General features: G+C 30.9%; 11 protein-coding genes and 1 tRNA gene. 3 read left to right on the top strand and 9 right to left on the bottom strand.

Annotated elements, in window-relative coordinates; translation table 11 throughout:
• Positions 1–6: 6 nt before the first annotated feature.
• Positions 7–1509 (bottom strand): oligopeptide:H+ symporter, encoded by a 1503-nt coding sequence (locus tag Q0870_RS08790; RefSeq protein WP_298554665.1) that lies wholly within the window; start codon positions 1507–1509, stop codon positions 7–9.
• A gap of 5 nt (positions 1510–1514) precedes the next feature.
• A complete protein-coding gene (locus tag Q0870_RS08785; protein WP_298554662.1) occupies positions 1515–3752 on the bottom strand; it encodes a S9 family peptidase in 2238 nt (745 codons plus the stop codon).
• Positions 3753–3969: 217 nt separating this feature from the next.
• On the opposite strand from Q0870_RS08785, the gene Q0870_RS08780 reads away from it, so the two are divergent.
• On the top strand, positions 3970–5298 hold the full coding sequence (locus Q0870_RS08780) for a hydroxymethylglutaryl-CoA reductase, degradative (protein ID WP_298554659.1): 1329 nt from the start codon (positions 3970–3972) through the stop codon (positions 5296–5298).
• Positions 5288–6208 (top strand): GYDIA family GHMP kinase, encoded by a 921-nt coding sequence (locus Q0870_RS08775; protein WP_298554656.1) that lies wholly within the window; start codon positions 5288–5290, stop codon positions 6206–6208. Before Q0870_RS08780 ends, Q0870_RS08775 begins: the two co-directional genes overlap by 11 nt.
• A gap of 78 nt (positions 6209–6286) precedes the next feature.
• Here the strand turns inward: Q0870_RS08775 and Q0870_RS08770 are convergent, their stop codons facing one another.
• The 7 genes from Q0870_RS08770 to Q0870_RS08740 all read right to left on the bottom strand — a co-directional run bounded on the left by Q0870_RS08770 (position 6287) and on the right by Q0870_RS08740 (position 14108).
• The gene (locus tag Q0870_RS08770; RefSeq protein WP_298554654.1) at positions 6287–8416 is read right to left on the bottom strand and encodes a peptidylprolyl isomerase; all 2130 of its coding nucleotides are present in this window, start codon (positions 8414–8416) and stop codon (positions 6287–6289) included.
• A 130-nt stretch (positions 8417–8546) separates the two neighbouring features.
• A complete protein-coding gene (locus Q0870_RS08765) occupies positions 8547–9836 on the bottom strand; it encodes a hemolysin family protein (protein WP_298554652.1) in 1290 nt (429 codons plus the stop codon).
• Positions 9837–10031, bottom strand: a complete 195-nt coding sequence (locus Q0870_RS08760) for a hypothetical protein (protein WP_298554650.1) — start codon at positions 10029–10031, stop codon at positions 9837–9839.
• A 71-nt stretch (positions 10032–10102) separates the two neighbouring features.
• A complete protein-coding gene (gene lptC / locus Q0870_RS08755) occupies positions 10103–10663 on the bottom strand; it encodes an LPS export ABC transporter periplasmic protein LptC (protein ID WP_298554648.1) in 561 nt (186 codons plus the stop codon).
• Positions 10663–12045 (bottom strand): hypothetical protein, encoded by a 1383-nt coding sequence (locus Q0870_RS08750; protein WP_298554645.1) that lies wholly within the window; start codon positions 12043–12045, stop codon positions 10663–10665. The genes lptC and Q0870_RS08750 overlap by 1 nt, the downstream gene beginning before the upstream one ends.
• Positions 12046–12063: 18 nt before the next feature.
• The gene (locus Q0870_RS08745; RefSeq protein WP_298554642.1) at positions 12064–13380 is read right to left on the bottom strand and encodes a hypothetical protein; all 1317 of its coding nucleotides are present in this window, start codon (positions 13378–13380) and stop codon (positions 12064–12066) included.
• Positions 13377–14108: a type III pantothenate kinase gene (locus Q0870_RS08740; protein WP_298554639.1), complete on the bottom strand. Its 732-nt coding sequence runs from the start codon at positions 14106–14108 to the stop codon at positions 13377–13379. The genes Q0870_RS08745 and Q0870_RS08740 overlap by 4 nt, the downstream gene beginning before the upstream one ends.
• 182 nt (positions 14109–14290) lie before the next feature.
• Here Q0870_RS08740 and Q0870_RS08735 point away from each other — a divergent pair.
• Positions 14291–14363: transfer RNA gene (locus Q0870_RS08735), tRNA-Phe, on the top strand.
• Positions 14364–14487 lie beyond the last annotated feature (124 nt).

The following is a 14487-nucleotide window of genomic DNA, read 5'->3' as shown; positions in this document are numbered from 1 at the left end:
TAAAAGTTAGTGTACTTTACCCATTAACTTTTTCATTAATGGAGAAAATGCAATAACGACTAATCCGGCTCCTAATGCATATTTAGCAATTAACAGAAATCCATTAGTATAAATTTCTAAAGTATCCAAACCACCTACGTTAACATCAGTACTTTCTACAGCTAGTTGTTCAGAAATAAAACCAACTATTTGAAAAGCATATGAAGAAGATAAAAACCAAACTCCCATCATAAAAGCTACAATATTTTTAGGCGACAAATCTGTGATTTTTGACAAACCAACAGGCGACATAAATAACTCTCCTATCGAAATAATAAAATACATAATGAATAAGTAAGCAAAAGGCACCATTCCATTTACATCAGCACTACCTGAACTAGTTGAAAGAATATAGAAACTAATACCAGCCAAAACTAAACCTAAACCAAATTTATATGGCGTTCTTGGATTTAAGTTCTTCTTAGCCAAATATGCCCATAATAATGAGATAGGAATTGCCAAAATAATTATAAACATTGAGTTTAATGCATTAGTTTGACTAGCATTCATTATACCACCTAAATCAACATTTCTCGAAGCAAATAAGGTAATCACACTTCCTGAAAGCTCATGAAAACCCCAAAACAAGGTCATAAAAAATGTAATTAAAACTGCCATAAAAAGTTTTTTACGAGCTTCTACATCTAATTTAACCATGATAAAAATAATATACCCCAAAACTCCAAAACCAATAAATTTAAAAATAAAACTCACATAGTTTTGCTGCCATGAAGAAAGTAAATATGCAATTAATGGCGCACATAAAAATGCTATAATTGGAATTAAGGTTTTCTGTGGAATACCAATAACTTTCTTTTCATATATTTCCATACTTGGAGGTAAACCTCTATCTCCAAACACATTCTTTTTGATACCACTCCAAAAGAATATTAAGCCTGTTAACATGCCTATTCCTGCTAAACCAAAACCATAGTGCCATCCATATTTTGCAGCTAACCACCCACACAATAATGGAGCAACAAAACCACCAATATTAATCCCCATATAAAAAATGGTAAAACCCGAATCTTTTCTTACATCTCCATCTTCATATAAAGCACCAACAAAAGTTGAAATATTTGGTTTAAAAAAGCCATTACCAACTACAATTAATGCTAATGCTAAAAAGAAAGCTATATTATTTTCAATGGCTAAAACAAAATGCCCTAATGCCATTAAAATGCCTCCTAAAAAAATAGAACTTCGCATTCCTAAAATTTTATCTGAAATTTGTCCTCCAATAACCGTTGAAGCATAAACTAAAGACCCATATGAAGCATAAACTACAGCAGTAGCCACATCACGTTCAACAATAGCTTTAAAAATCTCTTGAACCATATAGAGCGTCAACAAGGCACGCATCCCATAGAAACTAAATCGCTCCCATAACTCTGCAAAGAATAAATAAAACAGGCCTTTGGGGTGACCAAACATTTGAGGTTCTTGGTTTGTTGGAATAGTTTTCGACATATTTATTATTCTTTAATTTTTAGTTCATTAGTTATTTCTTTTGAATCTTCTTTTTGAATTTTATCCCCTAAATTTTCATGAATAAAATGCGTCATTTTTTTATATAAATGAAGTCTTGTATTTCCACCATAAATCCCATGATTTTTATCAGGATAAACCGCCCAATCAAATTGTTTGTCGGCTTGAATTAAAGCTTCTGCTAAACGCATCGTATTTTGTAAATGCACATTATCATCACCAGAACCATGGACTAAAAGAAAATCTCCTTTTAATTTATCTGCATGATTTATTGGTGAATTTTCATCATAACCACTTGCATTTTCTTGTGGCGTTGTCATATAACGCTCTGTATAAATGGTATCGTAAAATCGCCAGCTGCTTACTGGAGCAACTGCTATCGCCATTTTAAAAACATCATTCCCCTTAAACAAACAATTACTACTCATAAAGCCACCAAAACTCCATCCCCAAATACCCATTCTGCTAGCATCAATATATGGTAATTCTCCTAATTGTTTTGCTGCTGCAATTTGATCCTCAACTTCATATTTCCCCAGTTCATTTTGAGTTATTTTTTTAAAATCTGCGCCTTTAAAACCTGTTCCTCTCCCATCTACACATGCAATAATATAACCTTCTTGCGCCAAATGCTGATACCAATAGTCGTTAGCACTATTCCATCGGTTTGCAACTTGTTGTGATCCCGGACCAGAATACTGATACATAAGTAGTGGATAGGTTTTAGATGCATCAAAATTTGCTGGTTTAATCATCCACATATTTAAATCGTTACCATTTACATTAATGGTACTGAATTCTTTTTTAGAAGTAATATAATTAGAAAGTTTTTGAGCTGCTTTATCATTATCCTTTATACTTTTTATCAAATTACCTGAAGCAGAACTATTCAAAGTATATTCAGGTGGTGTTGTAGCGCTTGAAAACGTATTTATAAAATATGAAAAATCGACACTAAAAGAAGCCCTGTTTGTACCTTCACTTTTAGTAAGCTTACTTTTGTTTCGTCCGTTAAGCTTTATAGAATAAATATCTCTATTTATAGATCCATTTTCAACAGATTGATAAAAAATAGTATTATTTTTTTCATCATAGCCATAATAGTTAGTGACTTCCCAATTTCCTTTAGTAACCTGATTAATTAAGTTTCCTTTTTTATCATAATGATAAATATGATTATAGCCATCCTTTTCACTAGTCCAAATAAAACTGTTATCCTTTAAAAAAGTTAAGTTATCAGTTACATCAACATAGGCTTTATCTTTTTCAGCTAAAACTAAATTTGAAGTGTTTGTTTTAGCATTTATCATCCATAAATCTAATTCGTTTTGATACCTATTCATGTATTGAGCACTTAATACATCAGCGTTATTTGTCCACTCAATTCTTGGTATGTAAAAATCTTTATACCCTTTATCTACTTTAACTTCATTAATTGCTTTTGTATTCATATCGTAAATATGAAGTGATACAACTGAGTTTACTTCTCCTGCCTTAGGGTATTTAAAAACTTGTTGCGTTTGGTAAAGCTCAGACCCATAAACATCCATTGAAAACTCAGGCACATTTGTTTCATCAAAACGAATAAACGCAATTTTGTTGCTATCAGCATTCCAATCAAAAGCACGAACAAAAGCAAATTCCTCCTCATAGACCCAATCTGTTATACCATTAATGATTTTATTTTTTTCACCATCTGAAGTTACTTGAGTAATTTCAGAAGCACCTAAATCTTTCACATAAAGATTATTATCTTTTACAAAAGCCACTTTTTTTCCATCTGGTGAAAATGTAGGCTCTTGTATTTTTTCTTCAGTAATTAAATCTAACGAACCACTTTTTACATTGTATACATAGTAGTTTCCTAATGCCGAGCGTCTATAAATAGCCTTCTCATTAGTAGCCAAAATAATTTGTTGTTCATCTTTACTAAAAGTATAGTCAGTAAAATATGGAATAGCTTCTAAATTTGATGAATTCACTAAAGTTTTTACCTTTTCCAAAGTTTTATAATCATAAATATCAATTGATGTACTTTTTGATTCTCTATTAAAATTTAAAACAGAATATTGCTGACCGTTATTCATTGAGTGAAGGACATCCATACGCTCTGTTCTAAACGTACCATCCTTCCAGATATCTTCAAGTGTAATTTTGTTTGACTGCGCTGATAAAAATATTGTAACAAAAAAGCAAACGTAAAAGGAGAATTTAATATGTTTCATATGCTATATCTATTGTTTTAAAAGATTAAATATCACTAATAAATTAATCATTTATAAGTGTTTATCTAAAAAAACTATTTTTTTCATAAAATGATGTCAAGTTTACTAAAAATTATGCAAAAAACCGTATATATTAACACTTAAATGATTCTGTTTCTAGCAAGCAATTCAATATTCATACCAAGAGTAGTATCTTTGTTTTGCAAAATTGAATACTATGAGTAAAACTATTACTGGTTTTTCTAAATTATCTAAATCTAAAAAAATTGATTGGATTGTTAATACTTATTTTTCTAATGCCGAGGATGCCAAGACTATTTTAAAGCAATATTGGAACACCAATAATCAGCTTCAGCAGCTACATGATGAGTTTATAGAAAACACAATAACAAATTATTATTTACCACTTGGAGTAGCACCTAATTTCCTCATAAACAACAAAATTTATACTATACCAATGGCTATTGAAGAAAGTTCAGTAGTTGCTGCTGCGAGTAAAGCTGCAAAATTTTGGTTAGAACGTGGTGGCTTTAAAACCAAAGTTATTTCTTCAACAAAAATTGGACAAGTTCATTTTATTTATAAGGGTAATTTCGACAAATTAAAACAGTTTTTCACTCAAGTAAAGCCAAAACTTATTGAAGGTACTGATGCCATCACTAAGAATATGAAAAAACGCGGTGGAGGTATTCTTGATATTGAATTACGAAATAAAACTTCGGATATTGATAATTATTATCAATTGCATGCATCTTTTGAAACTTTAGATGCTATGGGCGCAAATTTTATAAATTCATGCTTAGAACAGTTTGCTAAAACATTTAAAGAAGAGGCATTATCTTTTGATTTATTTTCTAAAAACAACAGACAGATTGATATCATTATGAGTATTCTCTCAAATTATGTTCCTGATTGTTTGGTAAGAGCAGAGGTAAGTTGCCCTGTTGAAGAATTAAGCGAAGGCAATAACATTTCTGGTGAAGCTTTTGCTCGTAAATTTATTCAAGCAGTAAATATTGCCGAGGTTGAACCCTATAGAGCTGTAACGCACAACAAAGGTATTATGAACGGTATTGATGCCGTTGTTTTGGCTACAGGAAATGATTTTAGAGCAGTTGAAGCTGGTGTACATGCTTATGCTTCAAGACATGGAACATATAGCAGTTTAACACATGCTAAGATTGAAGATGGTATTTTCTCATTTTGGATGGAAATACCATTGGCTTTAGGAACCGTAGGTGGCCTTACGGGATTACACCCTTTAGTAAAATTAGCTCTAGAGCTACTACACAAACCATCTGCACAAGAGCTTATGCAAATAGTTGCTGTTGCAGGATTAGCTCAGAACTTTGCCGCTTTACGCTCACTAACAACCACAGGTATTCAAAAGGGGCACATGAAAATGCACTTAATGAATATATTAAATCAATTTGAAGCTAATGCTGAAGAAAAACAAACTTTAACAGAATATTTTAAAAGTAATGCCGTAACACATAGTGCTGTTGTTGAAGCGATTAACAAACTAAGAGTTTCAAGTGAAAAGTAAAACCTTTTATAGTCACGGAAAACTTCTTCTTTCAGGGGAATATGTTGTACTTGATGGAGCTTCATCATTGGCAATTCCAACAAAATATGGGCAATCCTTAATAGTTGAAATTATTGAAGAACCCTATTTACATTGGAAAAGTTTTGATGAAAATAAAAGCGTTTGGTTTGAAGATAAGTTTTTAATTGAACAGATTACTACGTCGTTACCTCCTCGCAATAACATAAGTGATAGACTTATTCAAATACTAAATGTTGCAAAAAATCTAAACCCGAGTTTCTTAAATGACAAACATGGTTTTAAAGTTGAAACACATTTAGAGTTTCCAAAAAATTGGGGATTAGGAACATCATCAACCCTAATAAACAATATAGCACAATGGGCAAATATTGATGCCTATAAACTATTAGAAAAAACTTTTGGTGGTAGTGGTTACGATATTGCTTGTGCTCAATATAACACACCTATAACGTATCAAATAGACAATAAAAACCCTATAATTAAACCCATAGATTTCAACCCTCAATTTAAAGATCACCTTTACTTTGTGCATTTAAATAAAAAACAAAATAGCAGAGATGGCATAAGGCACTATCATGATAATAAAGAAAACAGCCAACCTACTATTGAGGATATAAATAAAATTACTTCAGAAATGATAAGCTGTAAAGCGCTAGAACAGTTTCAAAACTTAATGCTTCAACATGAAACCATAATATCCAAAATAACAAAACAAGTACCTATAAAAGATCAATTATTTAAAGATTTTGATGGCGCCATTAAAAGCCTTGGGGCTTGGGGAGGAGATTTTGTGCTTGTTGCCACCAAGCATAACCTCTACAAATATTTTAAAGACCGAGGTTACACAACTATAATTCAATATTCAGATATGATATTGCAAAACACCTAGCAAAATTTAAGGCTCACGGGATTAATACTTAAAAAAAAACCTCGTTTAACGAGGCATTTTTTTAAGTATTTTGTTTCCTTATTGAACTTGAGTACTTGCCCTATTATCTTCAATATCAGCAGCTTCTTTCAAGGCTTCGTATAACTTAGAAGTTACAGTATTTGCTTTTTGTTGCTCCACCCTGTTAGCAGCAGCTTGATAATTCTCTAGAGCTACAGCTGGTGTAACTTTAGTAACTTGTACCATATACACACCATTAGTTCCATCAATTAAGCCAGAAGTCTCACCTTCATTCAATCCAAAAGCAGCACCAACAACTAGCGGCTCTCTTCCTCCGCCAGAAATAGTTGGGTTTTTCATGTTAATACTATTAGACGTTCTTACGTTAGTTTTTTCAGCCGCCGCTAAATTTTCTAAAGTACTTGTAGTAACTCTATCTCTAATTAGTTTTGCTTTCTTTTCTTTTCTAATAATAGGCAAAACTTTAGCTGTAGCATCATCAGCAGACATTAATCCTGCCTCATGTTTAGCAACTAATTGCGCAATTACATAACCATTAGTCACATTAAAACGTTTAATATCTCCAACCTCTGCATCTTCTTCAAAAGCCCAACGCACAATAGGTCTTTGGTTTCCAACACCTGGGATATTTTCATCTAACACCTTAATTCCATTAACAGGTCTCAATGTATATTTATTATCAGTAGCAAGTTTACTAAAATCTCCTTTACCAGCATTAATCTCAAAGTTTGATGCATCTCTAAACACTTTATCAGTAGTTTTTTCAGATGGCTCAATTTTTCTAGAAATCGTTCCTACTTGTATCGCTTTAGTTTTATTTTTCTGTCCTTCAACTTCTATAATATGAAATCCGAATACAGTTTTAACAACACCTAAATCTCCTGTTTTTCCTTCAAATTCAAAAGCATTAAATTCGGGAACCATAGTATTATATGGATGCCAATCATATCGACCTTCTTTAGCAACACTCCCTTTATCTGATGAAAATTCCTTAACAAACTCAGGGAATTTTGAACGGTTACGCTTAAGAATAGCTAATAAACTATCTGAAGTTACTTTAGCCTCTGCCTCTGTTGTTGTAACATCTGGGCCTGCACTCTGTGCACCTACAAAAGGAATTAAAATATGTCTTACTTTAGCTGAATCTGGTATTTGTTTAACTGCTATTAATTTAGTTACCTTAAATGCCCCATCATGCTTGTATGGTCCATATACTTCTCCTTCATTTAAATTATAAATAGCATCGGCAGCTTCTGTTGGTAAACTTGATTTAAAAATAAAACGCTTATCAAATTTTATATCTGAAGTGGCAATTGAGTTTATATATTCCTCATTATCCTTTACTTTAGAAAAAGCAACAATAGTATCTTTTCTACCTCTATCATCAACAAATCTACCATTAACGTAAGTATTCAATTCTGCTTTAATAGCATTTTCATCTTCAACAGATGCAATTTCTTTAAATTCTACAAAACGAATATCTCTAGATGCATCAACTTTATATTGATTTTTATTAGTACTGATATACTTTGTTATATCTGATTTTGAAACTTCAACAATACTATCTGGAATTGTAGAAAAATTAATTTGAACATATTTAATATCAACTTTATTACCTTCTAATTCATGGTCCAGTTTACCTTCAGCAAGTGTACCAGTTAAACCAGCCTTAACCATATTAAAATAGTTTTGACTTAAAGCATTCGAAGCCACTTGTTCTTCATAGTTTACCCAACTTTGAAAACCTGCAGGTGATGTTTCTTTTAAGTTAGCAATATATTCGTTCATTTTATTTTCATCAAAAAGCCCTGCTTCATTCAAAAAGTTTTGGTTTGTAGCTAACGACGTTTTAAGCAAGTCTCTCATTTGATCCTTTTCAACAGAAATCTCAAGCTCATCATACTGAGTTTCCATTACAGCTTGTCTAACTTCTTGTTCCCAAACTCTATTCATCACTTGAGTGTTGGTTGCACTTGGCCCCATTTGTCTTTGTAATTGCTCAACTTTTTGCAAAAAATCCTCACGAGTAAGATCTTTACCATTTATAGTTGCAACAATGTTTTGAGACTTAGATGTCAATGCATCACTGTTTTTAAACAAATCTGCTAATACAAAAGAAAATAGCGCTAATGCTATAATTAGTATTAAGAATAGTGAACGTTGTCTTATCTTATTTAAAACTGCCATTTGTAAATTTAATTTTTAAAATCCGTCGTTAGAATTGCTTGTTTATTTGATATTAATTGCAATAAACTGATAAAAATATCGTGCGCGAAAATACCATTTTCTATTCAATAATAAAAGTAGAAATATGTTTTTAATCTTCTTCTATCACTTTAATTTCTACTAAATCAATTTTAGTGTTCGATACTTCTAAAATTGTAAATTGAAAAGTTTCAATTTGAACAATATCATTTTGGGTAGGAATCTCTTCAGTATAATTAACAATTAACCCACCAAGAGTTTCGTAATTCTCACTCTCTGGAAGATTTATCTTATATGTTTCATTAATATAATCAACCTCCAAACGCCCAGAAAATTTATAAGTATTATTTTCAAGATTTTCTTCAATTAAATCAACCGAATCGTGCTCGTCTTCAATTTCACCAAAGAGTTCTTCTACAATATCTTCCACAGTCATAATACCTGATGTTCCTCCATACTCATCTAAAACCACCGCAATACTTCTACGCTTTTTAGTAAGCACATTTAAAACATCTTTTATGAGTACCGTTTCTGGAACAAACTCAACAGGAGTTAGCATAGACTTTATTGTTTTTCTTTTTTTAAACAACTCAAAAGAGTGCACATAACCCAAAATATCATCAACAGTATCTTTATATACTAAAATTTTAGTCCTACCAGTTTCTGTAAATAACGCATTTAATGATTTTACTGAATTTGAAATTTCTACGGCTATAATTTCTGTTCTTGGAATCATTACCTCACGAGCTTTTACTTCTGAAAACTCTAAGGCATTTTGAAAAATTTGTATTTCACTATCTACATCATCTCGTGCTTCAACAGATTCCATTTGTTCACTTATATAATTGCCAAGTTCAACTTTAGTAAATGCAAGTTGAATTTGGTCGCCTTCAGTTTTAAAAAATACTTTCAAAACAAAATCTGAAATCCAGATAACAAAATCTGAAATAAAAGTAAACAGAACATAAAATATATAAGCTGGAATTGCCAATGCTTTAATTAAAGTATTGGCATATATTTGAAAAAACACTTTTGGCAAAAACTCTGCAGTAATTAATATAACTAGAGTTGAAATTACTGTTTGAGATAACAAACTTAAATCTGTTAATAAATAATCTAAAAAAGAGTAAGATGTTGGTAATAACGTTTGAAACCAATTAACCAATAAGTCACCCATAAAAAAACCATAGATAACTAATGCTATATTATTACCAATAAGCATTGTCGTTATAAACTTTGAAGGTTTTACTGTTAGTTTGCTTAAGGCTTTTGCAAGAATACCTTCTTGTTTTTTTTCAATTTCAATATGAATTTTATTTGAAGACACATAAGCAATCTCCATACCTGAAAAGAAAGCTGAGAGTATTAATGAAACAATTATGATAATAACATAAATGCTCATTTATTTGGTATTATCTTTATTTTCAAATTTTCTACCAAATTTTTTTCTAAAAAAATACATAAAAATAGCTAAAGCAGCCAAGCCAAGGGAAATATATGTACCGTTAGTACCATCACCCCATTTTGAAAAGCCATCATAAACAAATAATACTGCAAAAATTAAATAAGCGTATTGAAAAATCTTGGAATATTTCATCTATTTAAGTCTGTGTTTTAAAGGTATAAAGATACTTAAAATTGAGAAAGGAAGTTTTGATTTAGTAGAAATTAATCTTCTAATGTAATAATACCTGTAACTTCAAGTACTTCGGCATTTGTAAATTTTGAATTAGAATCAAAACCATTTCCGTTAATAATATCTTGTTCTGTTTTAAAACTAACTGGCTTATTAGTAGATAGCCATTCTTTTTTCTGATCGTAAAATAATTGATCAGTTTTTAAAACTTGGTTATCATAAGTGGTAATAACAACGTTATCCTGCATATCTATTAAATCGGTATTCTCATATACAAAAGCATTATCTGCAACAATAGTACTCTTTTTATTTTTATTACCCTTATCATATATATATAAGGTAACACCATCTGTAAATTGATAAAAAGGAAAATCTCTATTTGAGTAATCAAACATTTTAGCACTAATTAAGTTTGCACTAACCCTACCAGAATCAGTATATTTAATATTACTATTATATTCAATTCCAATCGGTTCGTTTTCTGAAATTCCTATTTTTTGAACTTGTTTAAAACTATCATTACATGAAAAAAACATAGTCACAATGAATATTGTGACTATGTTTAAAATGTTATATGTAACGCTTTTGTTCATTAGATATTTGGCACTGTAACAGAAGCTCCAATCCAACAACCAATTTTAATTGTTTGTCCTGCTCTACCTGAACTAAAAATTTCAGATTTTTGTGGTGCCTTTGCATTATAATTTGCAACCGATTGCGCAGCTGCCTTTTTTAATGTTGGGTCAACACGTGCAGCTTTTCTAGCTTCAGCTGCGGCTAACCAATATACAGCTCTTTTATCAAAATTACTTTGTCCACAATTATTGGCACTTTTAGCATACATTGCAGCAATAGCAATATAAGGGCGGCCATTTGATGGATTAAGCTTTAATGCTTGTCTGTAATAGTTTCTTGCTTTACCATAGCTTCCTCTTGCTTTTAACTTAGTGGCAATTCTATAATATAATTTTGATTTTTTGAAACTATCTGTCTCTAATCCAATAGCTTGTTCAAAGAAACTTATAGCTCCATTTGTATCACCATCTTTATCTTTTAATAGTCCAAGATAATAAGCTGAATTAGCTGATGGACTTATGTTATGATAAGCATTTACTAACTCAAAGAATAATGGGTCATCAGTACATTCCTTTTGAGACATTTTACCCGCTGCTCTTTGTAACCAAATAGCATTATTTCTATTTGAATCAAAATCTTTTCTGTATAAAGGAATCAAGTTTTGACAATTTGCTCTATCTCCTAGTTTTCCATCAATACTACCAGAAATTTGATCATAAGCTTTTAAATAGCTTTCATAGTACTTTTTATACTTCCCTTCTTTTTTAGTTAAATCTGTACCTGCATCTTCCTTTTCAATAAGTTTATTTAGCTTTTCAGAAAAACTTTTTACTTCATCTTCTACTTTTTCAACAACATCATCATATTTATTAAATAAATCTGCAGCAGGTTTTTTTCCAGCATCATACAAATCTACCATTAAAGAAAAGTAAGTATATAAACTTTTAGGGTTTGAAAAAGTACTTTTATCTAATTGATAAGCAGCATCAAAACTTGCATACAAGTCCTCATCCGTTTTAGCCAACTCTTTTCTATTATCATACATTAACTGAGAAGCCTGCGCAGCATATTCACCTTTAGGCGTTTTACTAGCAAAATGCTCAGCTCTTTGCTCCCATAATTTCAATAAATCATCTATAAAAGCTTTTTTATCAGTTCCTGTTGCATTCTTAATTTTATCTTTTAAAATCTTTTCACCATCTACATAAATAGCATTGTTAAATTTTGGACACTTATTTCTTACAGCCATCCATGGTTCATAAGCCGCATCATAATTTTTAGCTTTTGTATATTCATGGAATATAGATAGTTTAGTCATGCACTCTTCATCTTGTTGCGCAAAACTAAAATTTAATCCAATAAAGAATAAAGCTAATAATAAAGTAATTTTTGTTTTCATGATAAATTTTTTGTTTTGTTAATCATACTTTCGTTTTTGGAACCATCTATCATTCAAAGATAAACTTAATTGCAAACTAATAAAATTCTCCTGTATTAAATTGCTGTTTTTTGTTCCTCGTTGACCGATTTCAAAACCTAAATTAGCATTTGATAATAGTCTTGCATCTCCAACTGGTATACCTACTCCAAAAGATATGCCAAACTCTTTAATTGATTCACCATTTATTTTCAACCCAGAGTCTTCAGTTCTAAAACCAGCTCTATAAACAACTCTTTTCAAGTAACTTCTAAAAGAATTATATTGTGGAATAAAAAAACCTCCTAATGAAAAAGAATAAGCATCCTCGTAAGTAGTATCAGTATTATTACTAAATAATACATTCGAAAATTGACTTGTATTTAAAAAAGTAGTTTCAGCTCCAACAAACCATTTCATTGGTTCTCCTATTCCAGCACCAAAAGAAAATTTAGAAGGTAAAACCAATTCTGTTTGTTCTAAACCTAAAGCTGCTAAGTCTGAGTCAATTGTATTTCTTACTCCTTCTCGACCATCAGAGGTTAATGTAATAACGGAAATTGAACGTTCATTTTTAGATGTCAAATTACTTTCAGGAGTGTATGACAAACCAGAAACCAATTCTAATTTTTCACTAACCATTCCTTTATATGATAATCCGAAATTCAAATTTAATCCACTCAAATCTGATCTATTAGCTTCTTTAGATTTGTATTGTATTGGTTGCCCGCCTGAATATTGAAAATTAATAATACTATTTTGAGTATTTCCAAAATTATACTGAAAATCAATTCCAACACTTAAACCCTTAGCCAATTGATATCCAAAACCTAAAAATGCTTTATTAAGTCCTCCTTCACCTTCAAACTTGTTCTCAATATCGTCACTACTTGTTTCTAAAAAAGATTCCAATTTATAACCTACTGAGGTATAAGGTAAAAGTCCAAATCCAAATCCAAATTTCCCTAGCGGAATACTAACCGCCAAATAATCAAATGTAGTGGATGATGCCTTATCTCTACTTTTATTACTTTCTAAATCGGTACTAGTATAACTACCGCCTATTGCAAATTTAACAGGTCTACTCTCTTTACCCCAAATTGCCAAATTATCACCGGCGTATGAAGCAGGGTTTCTTAAATTAACATGAATACTATCATTATAAATGCTCAAGCCTCCCATGCTTCTATTCTCTACGGTACCTTTAAATTTTAAACTTCCAATACCATAAAAAGAATAAGGTGACGTTGTTCCTTGTTGTCCGTAACCGTGAATCGCAATCGTTGCAATAAAAACTAATACAAGTTTTTTTATCATTCGTCTGAGTTAAATTGTAAAATAAAGTTTAATCCTTCTAATAGAAAATTAGGATTGGCAAATATGCTACTTTTTAATTGTTTAGACAAGAATTTAGCATCCCCTCCTGTTAAAATTACTGTTAAATCTGAATATTTAAGTTTATAGGAATCTATAATACCATCTATTTCATTTAAAATACCATAAATAACACCAGAATGTATCGACTCATTAGTAGTACCACCTATAATATGCTCTGGCATTTCTGATTCTAATAACGGTAAATTAGCCGTTAAATTATTTAACGATTTATAACGTACTCGAATACCTGGTGAAATGGCTCCACCTAAATATTCGTTATCCGAATTTTTAAAATCATACGTAACACAGGTACCAGCATCAATAATAAGAACATTTTTATCAGAAAACTGCTTTATAGATCCGCAAACCAAAGCTATTCTATCAACCCCCAAAGTTTTTGGGGTTTTATACAGGTTTTTAAAAGGCAAATTAGTATCAGAATCCAGTACCGTTAAATCTAGATGTTTTTCTATCCTACTTATATCTTTCTTTTTAAGCCCTCCAACAGATGAAATAATAGCGCTTTCAATTGAAATATATTTTTTCTTTAAAATTTTAAATTCATCTATAAAATCATCGAGTTTAACAACAACCTTATCAACCATCTCACTATTATCAAAAACAGCTAGTTTCACAAAAGAATTCCCAACATCAATAATCAAATTCATATATCTGAAAAAAAAATAAATTTACAAAATGGCTCACAATTACCACACTTTGTTTTGTTATAATATTCATAATAAATAAATTAACTTTAACATTTAAAAATTAAAAGCAAATAATGTAATTTTTTACATTTTTCTCTTGGGGAATAACAAAATTGAATATATATTTGCAACCGCTTTGGCGAGGTACCTTAGCTCAGTTGGTAGAGCAAAGGACTGAAAATCCTTGTGTCCCTGGTTCGATTCCTGGAGGTACCACAAAAAAATCCCGAAACTTATGTTTACGGGATTTTTTTTTAATAACCTTGTCCCGTCCTGAAATAGCGATACACTAAAACATTAGTGTAATGAAAACATCGGAAAACACTGGGTACGTAAAGCG

The sequence above is a fragment of the uncultured Algibacter sp. genome (assembly GCF_947487575.1).
GTDB lineage: Bacteria > Bacteroidota > Bacteroidia > Flavobacteriales > Flavobacteriaceae > Algibacter_B.
Note: the sequence above shows the minus strand (reverse complement) of the source record. Positions and strands in the feature narration are given on the sequence as shown.